The sequence below is a fragment of the Vreelandella jeotgali Hwa genome (genome assembly GCF_000334215.1).
Lineage (GTDB): Bacteria > Pseudomonadota > Gammaproteobacteria > Pseudomonadales > Halomonadaceae > Vreelandella > Vreelandella jeotgali.
This window is the reverse complement of the sequence record NZ_AMQY01000021.1, coordinates 87,236-102,719: the sequence shown is the minus strand read 5'-3', so window position 1 is coordinate 102,719 and position 15,484 is coordinate 87,236. Positions and strand designations below refer to the sequence as shown.

Genomic DNA, 15,484 nt, shown 5'->3' with positions numbered 1-15,484 from the left:
AGGGCACGGTTGCTTGTTGCCAAAGCGCACGAGCGGGTAGCCAACGCCCGCAAGGACTTCCAGCACAAACTGTCCCGACAGATCGTTGACGACAACCAAGCGGTGATCGTCGAGACGCTAAAGGTCAAGAACATGATGAAAAATGCCAGACTCGCCAGGCACATTGGCGATGCGTCCTGGCATGCCTTGATCGAAAAGTTGGCATACAAGGCAGAGGAAAAGGGGAAGCACCTGATCAAACTTGACCAATGGTTCCCCGGTTCCAAAACGTGTCACGTATGCCAACACAAAAGCGACACCATGCCGCTAAACATCCGGTCGTGGGCGTGCCCCACCTGCCATACACGTCATGATCGAGACATTAACGCGGCGCGGAACATCAAGCATCAAGGTATCAAGCAGTTAAAGACGGCAGGGCTGTCCGTCTCTGCCCACTGAGGCTCGCGTAAAGCCGGCACATGGTCGGTAGCAGCCGTTGAAGTGGGAAGCCCCGTCCGTGACGCGTTAGCGCTTAGGGCGGGGAGCAGTCACTCCTTGTAAACCGGGAACCGGCCGCAGAGCTCGGCTACCTGGTTCTTGACGCTTGCTTCAATAGCGGCGGTATCGTCGCCGGCGGCGAGTACGTCGAGCACATCGCAGATCCAGCCGGCCAAGCGGCGGCATTCCTCTTCACCAAAGCCGCGTGTGGTCACGGCAGGAGTACCGATGCGCAGGCCCGAGGTCACAAACGGGCTTTGTGGATCGTTCGGCACGGCGTTTTTGTTGACGGTGATGTTGGCTCGGCCAAGCGCGGCGTCGGCGTCCTTGCCGGTAACACCCTGCTTGATCAGCGAAAGCAGAAAGAGATGGTCCTCGGTGCCGCCGGAAACAATATCCAGGCCGTGATCGACGAAGACTTTGGCCATTGCCTGGGCGTTTTTGATCACCTGCTGCTGGTAGGTCTTGAACTCGGGGGTCATGGCTTCCCGGAAGCACACTGCCTTGGCGGCAATGACATGCTCCAGCGGGCCGCCTTGGCTGCCGGGGAAAACCGCCGACTGGATTTTTTTCTCCATTGCCTCGTCGTTTTCGGCGGACAGAATTATACCGCCGCGGGGGCCGCGCAGAGTCTTGTGCGTTGTCGAGGTGACGACGTGGGCGTGGGGCAGCGGCGTTTCATATACGCCGGCCGCGACCAGCCCGGCAACGTGGGCCATATCCACCAGCAGGTAAGCGCCTACTTCATCGGCAATCCGGCGGAAACTCGCCCAGTCGACCACATGAGAATAGGCCGAAAAGCCGGCAATAATCATCTTCGGCTGGTGCTGGCGGGCCAGCTCCGCAACCTGGTCGTAATCGATCAGCCCGCTGTCGTCCAGGCCGTACTGGATGGCGTTGTAGTGCTTGCCGGAAAAACTCGGGCGGGCGCCGTGGGTCAGGTGGCCGCCGGCGTCAAGACTCATGCCGAGAATGGTATCGCCAGGCTTGATCAGCGCCTGGAACACTGCGGCGTTGGCCTGGGAGCCGGAGTGTGGCTGAACGTTGGCATAGGTGGCGTCAAACAGTTCCCTGGCGTAGTCAATCGCCAGGTTTTCGACCACGTCGACAAACTCGCAGCCGCCGTAGTAGCGCTTGCCGGGATACCCTTCGGCGTATTTGTTGGTCAGCTGGGTACCCTGAGCCTCCATGACGCGGGGGCTGGCGTAGTTCTCCGAGGCGATCAGCTCAATGTGGTCTTCCTGACGCTGGGCCTCCTGGTTCATGGCGTCGTTCAGGGCGTCATCAAATCCGGCAATGGTCATGCTACGGCTAAACATCGGCGTTACACCTCATTATCTCGTCATCAAAGAGAAACTCGATTGCAATTTGCCATGATAACGCAGCCCCCGATCGGTTTCATCGCATGTTGTGTAGCGAGTGAATAAATCTCATTCACGAAAATACCGGTTTGTGCAAAGTCTGACGATTGGCAGGGGAACTTATGCCGTCCCTGGCTCGTCTGTGGTAGGCGCCACGGTGAATACAGCGCCCGGTGCTACCCTCGGTAACGGCCTCTCTGTTACACTGCGCCGATTATTTTACCGGTCACAAACGTCTCTGTTTTTTCAACCCTATTTTTCAACCTTCAACGGTGACTCCTTCCATGGCAAAGCAACAGGAAGCCACGGACCTGCAGCGGGCGCTAAAAGCCTGCAAAGGGTCGTTTGTTGCGGTGGGCTTTTTCAGTATGTTCGTCAACCTGCTGATGCTCGTGCCGCCGATGTATATGCTTCAGGTATACGATCGCGTTCTATCCACCCAGAGCGAAGACACCCTCTTGATGCTGACGCTGCTGGTGATATTCCTGTTTGCCATCATGGGCGGGCTTCAGCTGGTGCGTTCGCGTATTCTGGTGCGTGTGGGCAACCGCCTGGACACGATGATCAACGAGCGTCTCTACAGCGCCATGTTTCGCCGTAGCCTGATGGCCCAGGGCGGGCAAAGCGCCCAGCCGCTCAGCGATCTGACCTCGCTGCGCCAGTTTCTGACCGGTAACAGCCTGTTTGCCTTTTTTGACGCCCCCTGGGTGCCGATATACATCGGCGTGATGTTTCTGTTTCACCCCTGGCTGGGCGTTTTTGCCATCTGTGCCGGTATCATTCTGGTGGGGCTGGCGGTCGCCAACGAAAAGTCCACCCAGAAGCTTTTATCCGAAGCCAACAGCGAGCACATCCAGGCTCAGAATTTGGCCAACTCAAACCTGCGCAATGCTGAAGTACTGCATGCCATGGGCATGCTGCCGGGGATCATGGGTCGCTGGTCAAAGCGCCACCACGAATTTCTGGCCAAACAGTCAAAGGCCAGTGATCGCGCCGGCGCGCTGACCAACACTTCCAAGGTGTTTCGCATGATGGCGCAGTCGCTGATTCTGGGGCTGGCAGCGCTGCTGGTGCTCAAGGGCGAGCTGACGGGCGGTATGGTAATCGCCGGCTCCATTCTGATGGGCCGTGCACTGGCGCCGATTGACCAGATGATCGGCGGCTGGAAGGGCTTTGTCAGCGCGCGTGGCGCTCACAAACGCCTTAACGAACTCTTGGAGCAGATCCCCGACCAACAGCGGCGTATGTCGCTGCCCACGCCGGAAGGTTATATAGACGTGGAAAACGTCGCCGCGGCGCCGCCCGGAACGCGCATGGCCACCATTCGCGGCATCAACTTCAGCGTCGAAAAAGGCGAGCATATCGGCATCATCGGGCCCAGCGCAGCGGGTAAATCGACGCTGGCGCGGGTACTGCTGGGTGTCTGGCCCAGCATGGTGGGGGATGTGCGCCTTGACGGCGGCGACATCACACAATACAACCGCGATGAGCTCGGCCCGCATCTTGGCTATCTGCCGCAGGATATTGAGCTGTTCGACGGCTCCATCAGTGAGAATATCGCCCGTTTTGGCGATGTTGACCCGGAAAAGGTGGTCGATGCCGCCAAAAAGGCCGGGGTTCATGAGATGATCCTGGAGTTATCCAACGGCTACGATACAGTTATTTCAGCGGGTACCGGCTCGCTGTCCGGCGGCCAGCGTCAGCGGGTAGGGCTGGCCAGGGCGCTTTACGGCAACCCCGTTCTCACCGTGCTGGACGAACCCAACGCCAACCTTGACGATGCCGGCGAGCGTGCGCTGGGCGATGCCATTGCCAGGATCAAGGCCGAAGGCACCACACTGTTTGTTGTCAGCCATCGCCAAAGCGTACTCAAGCACATGGACAAGCTGCTTGTGATGAAAGATGGCCAGCTCAGCATGTTTGGCCCCCGCGATCAGGTACTGGCCCAGTTTGCCCGAAAGCCGAAAGGCAAGATCGCCCAGCAGCAAAGCGCCGGTAAACTGTCCGCCGTGAGTGGCGGAAGCGGCAGCGAGGAATCCTGAAATGAGTGACAAGCCAGATAATAGCCGCGATAGCACCCAGGCGACCGGCGGAGAAAAGCGCCAGATGCCCGCGCGTCAGGAAATTGACGTCACGCCCAAAGGGCCCGCCACCATTGAGGGCGAAGCCACCGAAACCCTGCCTACCAGCGACAAGGGCTATCGTGGTCTGGGCTTTGCCGTGTTGCTGATTGCTCTGGGAGGCTTTGTGCTCTGGGCGACCACGGCCACGTTGGCCGTAGCGGTTGTTGCGCCGGGGGATGTCTCCGTGGCCTCGTTCAAGCGCACCATTCAGCACCTGGAAGGTGGGGTGGTCGACAAGCTGCCGGTAGAAGACGGCGACCATGTGGAAGCCGGTGATCCATTGCTGGTGCTCAGCGACACCCAGGTACGCTCTCAGCGCGATATCGCTCGCTCCAACTACCTGATCAACCGGGCAATGGAGGTGCGGCTGCTGGCCGAGCAGCAGGGCGCGGATACACTGACCATCCCCGACGAGCTGAAAAACGCCGATAGCCCGCGTATTCAGCAGATCCTTGCCGTTCAACAAGGGCTTTTTCACGCCCGCCGCCAGTCCTATGAAAGTACGCTGGAGTCGTTGGACGAGCAGAACAAGCAGATGCAGGAGCAAATCAAGGGACTGAAAGAGCGTATCGGGGTGAATAACCGCCGTATTGCCTCGCTCAACGAAGAAGCCGACGATTTTCGCTCGTTGTACGACGAGGGGCTGGGGGACAATCAGCGCCTGCGCGAACTCAAGCGTCAGATTCTGCAATACGAAGGCAGCAATGCCGAGTTCAAGTCCAACATTGCCCAGCTGCGCTCCAAGATCAGCGAAAACCGTGCCGAACGCGAGATTCGCAAGCAGGATTTCCAGAAAGAAGTCGGTGAGCAACTGCGCCAGGCGCAGGCCAAAATTGCCGAAGCGGAAGAAAGGGTTACCTCGCTGACCGACCAGCTGGATCGCACCGTCATTCGCTCGCCGGTATCGGGTACCGTAGTTGGCCGCAAGGTACATTCCGTGGGTGCCGTGATTGGGAGCGGCAAGCCGATCATGGAAGTTGTGCCGTCAAGCGATAGCTTTGTGGTCGAGGCCCGGGTGCCGACCAAGGACATCGACCATGTTTATCCCGGCCAATATGCCGAGATCCGTTTTTCGGCGTTCAACCAGAAAACCACCACCACTATTGCCGGCGAGGTGATCCACGTCAGCGCTGATAGCTTCAAGGACGAAGCCACCGGTCAACGCTACTATAAGGCGCGGGTGGAAGTGACGCGGGAAGGCAAAAAGGAAATGACCGAGAAGATGCACCTGTTGTCGGGTATGCCCGCCGAAGTGATGATTCGTACCGGTGAACGGACCTTTGCCAGCTATATCGCCAAGCCTATTGCCGATATGCTTTCTCGCGCCATGCAGGAGGACTGATGTCGACACCTACGCACGGCCAGCCGACATATAACAGGCCAGTACCCAACAGGACAGCACCCCTGGCACGCGCCATTGCCGTCGCCGTCGCTGGCCTACTGACCGCTGCTCCCGTTCAGGCGCAGGAGACAGCGGTCGGCAGCTCTGCCGACGAGGTCAAGGCCGACGACCAGGCCATTGCCGAATTTGCCGACCTTCAGCAGGCAGCCGGTGAGTCCACGCGGCCAACAACGCTGCCTTCGCTGCCCGAACTTTTTGCTCGCGCTCTTGAGCACGACGCCAAACTCTCACAGCAGCGTCATGAACTGGCCGCTACCCGAGAAGAACAGCCCATTGCTCGCTCGCAGTTGCTGCCCCAGCTCAGCGCCAGCGGCGGCTACCTGTGGCAGGACACCACCAACGTCCAAACCGAGCGTGAAGATGGTCCCCTCAGTAATGCGCGCCCGGGTGAGTACACCGAAGATTACTGGCGTGTTCAGCTGTCACAGCCTTTGTTCAGCGTCAAGAGCTGGCGCAACCAGGGCAAGGCCGACGCTCAGGTAGAAGCCGCCGAGCTCAAGCTGGCCACCGCCGAGCGCGATCTGGCGCTGGATGTCAGCAAAGCCTACGTTCAGGCTTATCTGGCGTCTCAGCGGTTGGGACTGCTGGACTCGCAGAAGGAGTCGTTGGAGCTACAGGTACGCCAGGCAAAGCGATCCTACGAGCTGGGCGTGGGTAACCGGGTGGACCTGCTGGAGTCCCGCTCCCGCATGGACCAGACCGCCGCCGACACCGTCGAAGCTCAGAACGAGCTCGATAATGCCCTGAGCGAGTTACAGCGCCTGACCGGCATCCGCCCGGACATGAGCCGGCTGGCGCTGAAGGATCTATCCGATGTGGTGCTCAAGCGCAAGTGGGGCGGCGTCGACGATTGGATCGACCGCACCAAGGGCAATCTCGACGTCCAGCGGGCGCGCAAGGAGAAAGAGGTTACCAAAGCCGACACGGCTACGCGCCGGGGCGGCTACTATCCTGAAATGAACCTCAATCTCAGCTACAGCGATCGCCACAGCGAAGACGAGCTGCGTACCAGCGAAGACTACAGCGCCCAGGTAGAAGTCAGCATGCCGCTGTACCAGGGTGGTCGCACCAACGCCCGGGTTCGCCAGGGCGAAAAGCGCATCAAGGCCGGGCAGGCCGCGGTAGACAACCAGCGCAACCTTGCCGCCCAGGAAGTTCGCAAGCGCCTGCGTGCGATCAACGGCGGCGTTCGCCGGATGGACGCCCTCCAGGAAGCCATCGACTCCAGCCAGCTGTTTCTGGACGCTGCCCAGCGCGGCGAGCAGCTGGGCCTACGTGACCTGGTTGACGTGCTCGATGCCCGCGCCAGTCTTTATGATCAGCGTATCAAGTATGTCGATACCCTGGGTGACTACGCTATCAACCGGTTGAATCTACAGTCCGCTGTGGGAGATCTGGACCGCAACGACCTCAACGACATCATGTCGTTATTGGCCTCAATGACCCAAGCTATACCGCAAAATACCACAGCGAGCGGTGACGAAGCCGAGTTGCTGTCAGAATCCGAACCGGGCTAACGCATTAACGTGTCACGTAGAGTGCAAAGCAGCGATTGGCTGCGCCGTGCCATGCGCAGCTTCGACGCTGGTACTGCCATGTTGGTATGCATAGCCGTGCTTTGGCTGATGCCTGGCCTAAGCCTAAATAACGAAGAGTATTTGTTTCTCAGTTTACTGGGCTGTCTCCTCCTGCCGGCGGTAGGTGAAATGCTGGGGCTTTATCAGCCCTGGCGCGGGCGCAGCCTCTACACCATGCTTGGCGTCTACGCCCTGAGCTGGCTGGTGGCGCTGACCCTGCTTAGCCTGCTGCTTGTGCTGACTCATAGCACCCAAAGTTTCTCGCGGCTGTGGATGGGCAACGCTGCACTTGTCACCCTGGCCACTGGCTGCGTGCTACGCAGCCTGCTGTACTACTGGCTTCGCCGGATTCGCGCACGGGGGGATAACCTCAAACGAGTGCTGCTAATCGGTCGGCAAAGCAACGTCGACCGTCTCAAGCAGCGCACTGACGATATGGCTCACGCCGGCTACGGTGTTACCCAAACGTGCGTTGACGATCAGACCACCGACTGCCTGGCGCAGGTGCAGCAACTGCTGGAGAAGTGTTCTTTCCAACGCAACTTTGACGAAGTCTGGCTCAGCTTTCCTCTTAGTGAAGGCGATAAGGTTCGTCAGCTTGCTGCCTTGTTGATCGGTATACCCGTTAGCGTGCGTTACTTCCCCGACCTGACCGACATCCGCCTGCTTAACCACCGCATGGCGCAGGTTGTTGGGCTCTATTCGCTGGAACTTAACTACAGCCCACTGGACAGCACGCCGGTGCGGCTGATCAAGGCGCTGGAAGACCGTCTGCTGGGCGCAGCGCTGTTCATCGGCTTTCTTCCCGTCATGTTGCTCGTTGCGCTGCTGGTGCGCTTACAAATGGGCGGGCCGGTACTGTTCAAACAATATCGCCACGGCATTGATGGCAAGCGCTTCAGGATTTACAAGTTTCGCAGCATGAAACAGCACGCCAGCAGCGACCACACGGCTCAGGCCACGGATGATGATCCGCGTATCACACGTTTGGGAGCGTTTTTGCGCCGCACCAGCCTCGATGAGCTGCCGCAGCTATACAACGTGCTTCAGGGGCGTATGTCGCTCGTGGGTCCACGTCCTCATGCCATGGACCACAATGAGTACTACAAGGACGTCATCGAAGACTACATGCAGCGTCACCGGGCAAAGCCGGGCATGACTGGCTGGGCACAGGTCCATGGCTGGCGCGGCCATACCCGCGGGCTTGGCGACATGAAAAAGCGCGTGGAGTATGACCTCTATTATATCGACAACTGGTCGTTGGGGATGGATCTCAAAATACTCGCGATGACTGCCGTGAAAGGTTTTTTTAACCGCAAGCCGTAAGTCTGCCTAACGCCAATAGCCCCGATGCATGGAAAGCCGTGGCTTGAGCCAGGCCGGCATGAGGCGCTCGGCGCGACCCAGCCGGTAGCCGGCGTATTTCAGCAGCGTGCGCAGGGCGGCCTCCGGCAGCCGCCAGGGCGCACGCTGCACAAGATACTTCGCCTCGCTGCGCACAAAACGAGCGCCTTCCCCCTCCGGTTTGCCCAGCCTTGCCAGTAGCCACGCCTCGCGGCCGTGCAGTACGCCGATATCAAAGTAGCGTTTGGCCTCTTCACCCAGCGTGTAGTTATGCGAATGGTACACGCATGCCTCGGCGCAGTAGGTCAGACGCCAGCCGTACTGCAACAGCCGCGCACCGGCGATCATGTCCTCGCTTAAGATCGTCCCGTGGGGAAAGCCGCCGGCGTCAATCAGCGCCTGGCGACGGTAGGCGGCAAAAGAGTTGGACAAAAACGCGGTTTTAATCCCCAGCCGGGGAATATCCGCGTTGCTGGCGGTATACGAATGCGCGGGGTAGTTAAAGCGCCGCGCGTGGGCGGCGATGTGGCTGGCATCGGCCTGGGACAACTGGCGGCCAAAGGCTGCACCTACGCTGGGGTCGTCAAACGCGGCGACCAGCTGTTGCATCGCTTGGGCATCCACGGGCAGAGCATCCTGGGTGAGAAACACGGCAATGTCCTCATGCATCAGGTACAGCATTTCATCTCGTGTTTTGCCGTGGCCAAACGCCGCCCGTTCGATGACGCGTACCTGCGCTCCGGCTCGGCGAGCCAGCTCGGCGGTCTCATCGGTTGAAGACGAGTCCACTACGTAAAGCGTGGCGTCACCCAATAGCGGCGCAACACGCTCAAGCCATGTGCGCCATAGAGCACCGGCATTTAGCGTGGGAACACAAATGGCCAAGTGTGAGGAAGCTCCGGCTGACATGATTAATAGACTCGGCAAATATACAAAAAAGTGCAACGTGAAAGCGCGCCAACATATCACGTTGGGTAAGTCACTGTCCTGTGCCATGATAGCGCCTGTTTGAATCGCCGCACGGCGAGTTTGCTGCCTTTGCGTCGGTAAATAATACTGCCCTGACCACTCATGAAGCCCATTTTGTGACTATTCTCAGCCCGTTTGCCGCGTTTTGTCCCACGCTTGGTTTTTCACTCAGCCGCCGAACACGGCGTAAATTCTGTGTTTCGGCTGTCTATCAGGCCGTGCGCCGCACGGAGCCAGGCACTGCTTTGGCCGCTGGCGGGAGGCAGCCATGAAAGGTACCGCAGTAGGGCCGCGTCTTAAGCAAAAGCTGGGTACGCTGATGGCCCTGCTACGCCACGGCGATTGGGGAGGCATTGGCGAGCGCCTGCGGCGCTATATGGCGCGGCTGGGTATTCCGCTGGCATCGCCTCAACAGCGGCGTTTGGCAGCTTGCCGTGCTGGAGTCGATATTCTCTGCTCGCCGCAGTGTACAACGGCAGCTCGGCGTTTGGGCGTCGTGTTGGAGCAGTTGGGCATGGCACCCGTACGTGTTGTAGCGGACGGCAGCGGCACAGGCTCCAAAAGGCTCTGCTGGGTACTTTGCCCTGAAGCGTTTGCGCGGCTGCCGGCCTGTTACATTGCCTGGCCCAGTGCACCGTCTGCAGATGATACAAACGTGGACACACAAACGCCTGAGCAAGCGCCTGCGCATGCGTATGATGCGCGCCTGCCCGGTGCCGTGGTCGTTATCAGCCATACCCAGGCCGGCCTGCGCGAGATCCAGGAAGACGCCGGGCTGGGCCACGGCCAACTGTATTGGGTGCCGCTGGAGCCTGGCACGGCTTCAGCTGACGTCGCCGCGCCTACCCCCGTGGCGTTCTACGTGGCCCGCATGTTGGTCGCGCTGGATGTTCTCCCCCCCGAAGTGTTGGAAGCCCCCGAGGTTAAGTCTTTGCCCTTTGCGCCGGCGGCGCTTGAGCAGGGCGTGGGGCTCTCGCTACCGGAAACCTGGCAGCGCCAGGCGGCTTTCAAGGCGAGTTTCCCCGGCTATCCGGTATTCCCTGGGCTACGCCATCATCAGGGCTGGCGCGGCTGTGCGCTAAGCTACCGGTATTTGGCTCGACGCGCGCTAGAGGCAGACCTTGCGCGGCTTGAAGTGCGCGAAGACGATGCCCTGCTGGACGCCGCCGCTGCCAAGCGCTGGGCGCAGGCAAGCGCGCTGTTTGACGCAAGCGATGACTACGACATTCTTAGCGGGTTGATCGCCGATGTTGCCGAGCACATGACCGTGCTTGACGCCTTCAGTCGTGACGGTGAGGACTACCTGGTGATTGACTGCATGACCAGCACAGTATGCAACCGCTACGGCCACCGTGCCATACGCCTGCTGGCGGAGTGGCCGTTCGCCGACGCCGACGACAGCAACACCGTCGACCGCTACCTGGAACGCCAGCAGATTCGTGTGCTGGTGCCGCTGCCGTTTATTGCCACCCACCGGCCAGACGGCCACTCCACGCTGTGGCATTTTCAGAACACCACCTACGACGACATGATCGCCAACAGCGAGCAAACCCTGTGCCAGGCGTTTGCTCGCACGGCCCTGCGTGATTAATTAGTGAGCCGGCTTGTTGGGGCCTGCATACCCTTCGGGGTTCGCCAGCTGCCAGCGCCAAGTGTCGGCCAGCATATCATCAAGCCCGCGGCTGGCCTGCCAGCCAAGCTCTTGATAAGCTCGGGCCGGGTCAGCCCAGCACTCGGCGATATCTCCTTCCCGGCGTGGTTCCACGCGGTATGGCACCGGCTGGCCGGAGGCGTGCTCAAACGCCTGTACCATATCCAGCACCGAATAGCCGCGTCCGGTTCCCAGGTTCCAAACGCTAGCCCCGCTGCGTGAAACCAGCACGTTCATGGCCGCCAAGTGCCCCTCGACCAGGTCCAGCACGTGTATATAGTCACGCACGCCGGTGCCGTCCGGCGTGGGGTAGTCATTGCCGAATACTGACAGTGCCTCGCGCCGGCCAACGGCCACCTGAGCAATAAACGGCACCAGGTTATTGGGCTTGCCGTTGGGATCTTCACCGATCCTCCCGCTGGCATGCGCGCCCACCGGGTTAAAATAGCGTAGCAGAGCAATCGACCAGCGCTCATCGGCTCGGGCCAGGTCTTGCAGCATGTTTTCTACCATGAGCTTTGACGTGCCGTAAGGGTTAGTCGGCCGGCCCGTGGGTAGCCCCTCGTGAATGGGCAGGGGCTGGCCGTTACCGTATACCGTTGCCGACGAGCTGAACACCAGCCGATAAACGCCGGCAGTTGCCATGGCTTGGCACAGCGTCAGCGTGCCGAAAACGTTGTTCTCATAATAGCGCAGCGGCTCGGCCACGCTTTCGCCCACGGCTTTTAGCCCGGCAAAATGCAGCACGTGGCTAATGGCGTACTGGGCAAACAGTGCATCCAGGCACTGCCGGTCGCGAATGTCTCCCTCAACAAACTCAGGCGCCGTGCCGGCCAGCTTTGCCACGCGGCGCAGCGACTCTTGGCTAGCGTTGGCCAGGTTATCCAGCACAACCACTGCATAGCCGGCTTCCAGCAGGGTAAGCACCATGTGCGAGCCGATATAGCCCGCGCCGCCGGTGACCAAGACGGCTTTTTCTTTTGATGACATCTTGTCGCGTGCTCCCAAATCGTTTTGTCTCTGTGCGGCCAGTGTAACGCTAATGAGTAGCGCGTTGGGTAAGCCCATCAGCTGTGGCATGATAGCGTTGTTTTGTTTTACGCCAACTCCTTACGCCACTCCCCCCCCCTGCGATGAAGTCATTTTTGTGAATACAGTCAGCCTGCTTATCCGCACCCTCGACCGCCCGGCACAGCTTGCTGAGGCGCTGGAGTCCGTGCGTGCTCAAACCTATCGTCCGCTGGAAGTTATTGTCGTCAACGACGGCGGCAGGCCCGTTGAGTACGTGTTGAGTGCCAAGCTTGGTGAGCAGAACGATGATACCCAGGCTGCGTTACGCTGGCGCTACCATGCTCACTCCAAACGGCAGGGGCGCAGCGTCGCGGCCAATAGGGCGCTATCGCTTGCCAGCGGCGAGTGGGTTATATTTCTCGACGACGACGATTGGATCGAGCCTGATCACATTGAGCGCTTAGTAAGAGTGTTAAAAGATGATGCCGCTCGCGGAGGCACGTTGCTTGCCGCCTATGCTGACACTCGTTGTTACCGCAACGGCGATGCCTTGGAGGCACCATTCTTTGCTCGGGACTTTGATCCTATAGCACTGGCTGAACAGAACTATCTGCCTATCCACGCGGTACTGTTAGCACGGCGTGCATACGAGGCCGGCTGTCGCTTTAGCCCCCAGCTGTCTCTGTATGAGGATTGGCATTTCTGGCTACAGGTGGCACGCCAAGGAGATATGCAGCGCGTGCCTGGGGCTACCGCCTGCTACCGGCTGGATATTAGTGGCGTCGGTGGTGGCCATGATATTGACTACCTCCCACAGTACGTGGCTTTTTTGCGTGAAGCGCTGCCCGTCTTAAGCGATAAGCAGCTAATTCATCTGCATCACGCCGTACGTAAGCTCGGGCAGGCCCAAGCTGATCTTTTACAGCAGCAGACCCACAACCAGAAACTGGAGCAGCACATTGCCGTGCTCGAGAAAAGCAGCTTGCGCTGGCGACTGGTGCGAACAGCTAAGCGAGTAGCGCGCAAAGGCGTTACTTTCGCCGACTTACTGCGTCACGGCGATTGGCATGGTATCCAACAGCGTTTGCAGCGTTATTTGGGACGTGTCGGACTGGATCAGGTCGCTCGCCGCCAGCGTCACTTAAGCAAGTGTCAACCCGGCGTGGATATCCTCTGCACCCGGCATACTGAGTTTGTCGCTCGTCGCATCAAGGTCTCGCTGGCGCAGTTGGGGATTGCCCCAGTGCAGATCATCAGCGACGGTTCTGGAGCTTCCTCGAAGCGGCTGTGCATTGTGGTGTGTCCACAAATGTTTACTCGCATGCCGCGCTGCTATATTGCCCTGCAAATGGAGCAGTCGGTTAGCTCGCGCTGGTTTAACAAGAGTTATATCAGTCGTCTGTTCAATGCTATGGCAGTGATGGACTACTCGCAAACCAACCTGCGCTACCTACAGGAAACTGCAGGACTAAGTCACAAATACCTTTACTACACGCCCATCTCCAACTTGCCGCCGAACGAGCTAGCTGCGGAAACGGCACCGTCGCCTGAATACGTCGTCGCTTTCTATGGTGATGCCAATACCCCGCGCCGCCAAAAGTTTCTGCAGGCACTGGAAGAGCGCTTTAGCGTTCTGCGCATCAGCGAGGTTTTTGGTGAGTCGCTTTATGATCAATTACGCCGCGCGAAGGTGGTGGTCAATATTCACTACTACGAAGGGGCGCTGCTGGAAACCACACGACTATATGAATGCCTCTCGCTGGGGCTTGCGGTGATCTCAGAAACCAGTGTGGATATGAGCGAGCACACAGCGATTAAGTCTTGGGTGCGCTTTACTCCAGTTGACGACGTCGTTGCAATGGCTGATGCCGTTGCAGCTGAACTTGATGCGCAGCAGATGGGTAATTTACCGGCTGCCCCAGAAGACGATCTGGCCAATTTTCACTTCTACTTTACACGCATGCTCGTGGCGTTGGGTGTGGTACCCCCTGCGGTACTAGACACACTACCGATGCCGATTGCGCCGTCACTGTTGAGTCAAGGTGTGGGTCTTTCGCTGCCAGAAACACATACGCGTCATGCCGCTTTTCAGCGTGCCCATCCCGGCTATCCGGTATTCCCTGGGCTACGCCATCATCAGGGCTGGCGCGGCTGTGCGCTAAGCTACCGGTATTTGGCTCGACGCGCGCTAGAGGCAGACCTTGCGCGGCTTGAAGTGCGCGAAGACGATGCCCTGCTGGACGCCGCCGCTGCCAAGCGCTGGGCGCAGGCAAGCGCGCTGTTTGACGCAAGCGATGACTACGACATTCTTAGCGGGTTGATCGCCGATGTTGCCGAGCACATGACCGTGCTTGACGCCTTCAGTCGTGACGGTGAGGACTACCTGGTGATTGACTGCATGACCAGCACAGTATGCAACCGCTACGGCCACCGTGCCATACGCCTGCTGGCGGAGTGGCCGTTCGCCGACGCCGACGACAGCAACACCGTCGACCGCTACCTGGAACGCCAGCAGGTTCGCGTGCTGGTGCCGCTACCGTTTATTGCCACCCACCGGCCGGATGCACAATCCACTCTCTGGCACTTTGACAACACCACCTACGACGACATGATCAGCGCCAGCGAAGCGGTGCTGTATCAGGCGTTCAAGCGTTTTCAAACGCCTTAAGCGCCGCGCCCCAGCCAGCGCTTAAGGCGCGTTAGCCAGCGCCAGCCGCGGGTAGCATAAATGGTGTCCAGCATGGCGTTAGCGTGCTCGGCCTCAGGCGCTGAAGCGTTTGTCCGGGCAGCGGCCAGCGCCGCTTCGCAGCGCACAAGCGCCATATCCTGCTGCGACGGTAGCGGCGGCCAGCTTGCCGGCGTAAAGGCGTTCAATATATGCAGCGCCTCGGCAGCCTGCACGTCCAGCCCCAGGGTATAGCTGCGGTAAATGTTAAGCCCGGAAATTTGCGCGTCGTAGCGCTGGCTTTGCAGCTGGGAGGCAAAGCAGGCCATTGCCTCGCGCTTGGCCTGCCAGTGCGGGGTAATATCGATAAAGTCGGTCACCGTAAGCGGCAGGCCAATCTCATACAGCGCCAGGCGCAGCTCGGCCTCTTCGTGCTGCTGGCGGTGCGTGTCGGCGTAGCGCTGTGCGGCCTGCATTGCCGCGTCGCACACCGCGCGGTGGTCCGGGTGAATTTCCCAGGGCGAGGGCGCGAACACCAGCGTGGGGCGCAGGCGCTCAAGGGTGTCGCCTACCTGTTGAGTCAGCTCGGGTAGCGCGGCTTCAAGCCCGCGGTCGGCGTAGTGCCACTGGGCAGGCGCGAGGTAGCCCAGCAGCGATGCCGCCGCATGGGACTCTCCCAACCGGTCGTGGCCGCTTTCGTCCCGGCTGACAATCACCACCTCTATCTCGGCGCCGGCAGCGGCCAGCATGGCCAAAGTGCCGCCGCAGCCAAACACTTCGTCGTCGGAGTGGGGGGCCAGCACCAGCACCCGTTCGGCGTGCAGGCGGGTGGGGCTATAGGGCACGTACCAGGCTTCTCGCATTTATGCTGTCCTTGTTTGCCGTCGTCTTGGTCGACCATCCG

The 15,484-nt window shown here is 59.7% G+C and carries 11 protein-coding genes; 7 read left to right on the top strand and 4 right to left on the bottom strand.

Annotated elements, in window-relative coordinates:
• Positions 1 to 438 (top strand): RNA-guided endonuclease InsQ/TnpB family protein (locus C793_RS0110210; protein ID WP_017430849.1); only part of this gene is annotated, 438 nt, incomplete at its 5' end.
• Positions 439 to 527: 89 nt separating this feature from the next.
• On the opposite strand, the gene glyA is transcribed toward C793_RS0110210, so the two are convergent.
• Positions 528 to 1,796 carry a serine hydroxymethyltransferase gene (glyA, locus tag C793_RS0110205; protein WP_017430848.1) on the bottom strand — a complete coding sequence of 423 codons (1,269 nt, stop codon included), beginning with the start codon at positions 1,794 to 1,796 and terminating at the stop codon, positions 528 to 530.
• Positions 1,797 to 2,122: 326 nt separating this feature from the next.
• Here glyA and C793_RS0110200 point away from each other — a divergent pair, with 326 nt between their 5' ends.
• From C793_RS0110200 to C793_RS0110185, 4 genes are read left to right on the top strand one after another with little or no spacing between them, the layout of a single operon-like run.
• The gene (locus tag C793_RS0110200; RefSeq protein ID WP_017430847.1) at positions 2,123 to 3,880 is read left to right on the top strand and encodes a type I secretion system permease/ATPase; all 1,758 of its coding nucleotides are present in this window, start codon (positions 2,123 to 2,125) and stop codon (positions 3,878 to 3,880) included.
• 1 nt (position 3,881) lies between these two features.
• Positions 3,882 to 5,303 carry an HlyD family type I secretion periplasmic adaptor subunit gene (locus C793_RS0110195; RefSeq protein ID WP_017430846.1) on the top strand — a complete coding sequence of 474 codons (1,422 nt, stop codon included), beginning with the start codon at positions 3,882 to 3,884 and terminating at the stop codon, positions 5,301 to 5,303.
• Positions 5,303 to 6,880: a TolC family outer membrane protein gene (locus tag C793_RS0110190; protein ID WP_017430845.1), complete on the top strand. Its 1,578-nt coding sequence runs from the start codon at positions 5,303 to 5,305 to the stop codon at positions 6,878 to 6,880. The genes C793_RS0110195 and C793_RS0110190 overlap by 1 nt, the downstream gene beginning before the upstream one ends.
• Before the next feature lie 21 nt (positions 6,881 to 6,901).
• On the top strand, positions 6,902 to 8,266 hold the full coding sequence (locus tag C793_RS0110185; RefSeq protein ID WP_245550217.1) for an undecaprenyl-phosphate glucose phosphotransferase: 1,365 nt from the start codon (positions 6,902 to 6,904) through the stop codon (positions 8,264 to 8,266).
• 6 nt (positions 8,267 to 8,272) lie between these two features.
• Here C793_RS0110185 and C793_RS0110180 read toward each other — a convergent pair whose 3' ends face one another.
• The gene (locus C793_RS0110180) at positions 8,273 to 9,169 is read right to left on the bottom strand and encodes a glycosyltransferase family 2 protein (RefSeq protein ID WP_217994471.1); all 897 of its coding nucleotides are present in this window, start codon (positions 9,167 to 9,169) and stop codon (positions 8,273 to 8,275) included.
• 352 nt (positions 9,170 to 9,521) lie between these two features.
• Here C793_RS0110180 and C793_RS14110 point away from each other — a divergent pair, with 352 nt between their 5' ends.
• Positions 9,522 to 10,844, top strand: a complete 1,323-nt coding sequence (locus C793_RS14110; protein WP_017430842.1) for a hypothetical protein — start codon at positions 9,522 to 9,524, stop codon at positions 10,842 to 10,844.
• On the opposite strand, the gene galE is transcribed toward C793_RS14110, so the two are convergent.
• Complete coding sequence (galE, locus tag C793_RS0110170; RefSeq protein ID WP_174270052.1) at positions 10,845 to 11,894, bottom strand: UDP-glucose 4-epimerase GalE; 1,050 nt, start codon at positions 11,892 to 11,894, stop codon at positions 10,845 to 10,847.
• Here galE and C793_RS0110165 point away from each other — a divergent pair.
• On the top strand, positions 11,863 to 14,583 hold the full coding sequence (locus C793_RS0110165; protein WP_156805031.1) for a glycosyltransferase family 2 protein: 2,721 nt from the start codon (positions 11,863 to 11,865) through the stop codon (positions 14,581 to 14,583). The genes galE and C793_RS0110165 overlap by 32 nt on opposite strands.
• Here the strand turns inward: C793_RS0110165 and C793_RS14105 are convergent.
• A complete protein-coding gene (locus C793_RS14105) occupies positions 14,580 to 15,443 on the bottom strand; it encodes a PIG-L deacetylase family protein (protein ID WP_017430839.1) in 864 nt (287 codons plus the stop codon). The genes C793_RS0110165 and C793_RS14105 overlap by 4 nt on opposite strands.
• Positions 15,444 to 15,484: the final 41 nt, after the last annotated feature.

What these genes read in the sequence shown, in the direction of transcription:
- C793_RS14110 (WP_017430842.1), top strand. Translation starts at nt 9,522, where the DNA reads ATGAAAGGTACCGCAGTAGGGCCGCGTCTTAAGCAAAAGCTGGGTACG.
- glyA (WP_017430848.1), bottom strand. Translation starts at nt 1,796, where the DNA reads ATGTTTAGCCGTAGCATGACCATTGCCGGATTTGATGACGCCCTGAAC.
- C793_RS14105 (WP_017430839.1), bottom strand. Translation starts at nt 15,443, where the DNA reads ATGCGAGAAGCCTGGTACGTGCCCTATAGCCCCACCCGCCTGCACGCC.
- C793_RS0110200 (WP_017430847.1), top strand. Translation starts at nt 2,123, where the DNA reads ATGGCAAAGCAACAGGAAGCCACGGACCTGCAGCGGGCGCTAAAAGCC.
- C793_RS0110190 (WP_017430845.1), top strand. Translation starts at nt 5,303, where the DNA reads ATGTCGACACCTACGCACGGCCAGCCGACATATAACAGGCCAGTACCC.
- C793_RS0110195 (WP_017430846.1), top strand. Translation starts at nt 3,882, where the DNA reads ATGAGTGACAAGCCAGATAATAGCCGCGATAGCACCCAGGCGACCGGC.
- galE (WP_174270052.1), bottom strand. Translation starts at nt 11,894, where the DNA reads ATGTCATCAAAAGAAAAAGCCGTCTTGGTCACCGGCGGCGCGGGCTAT.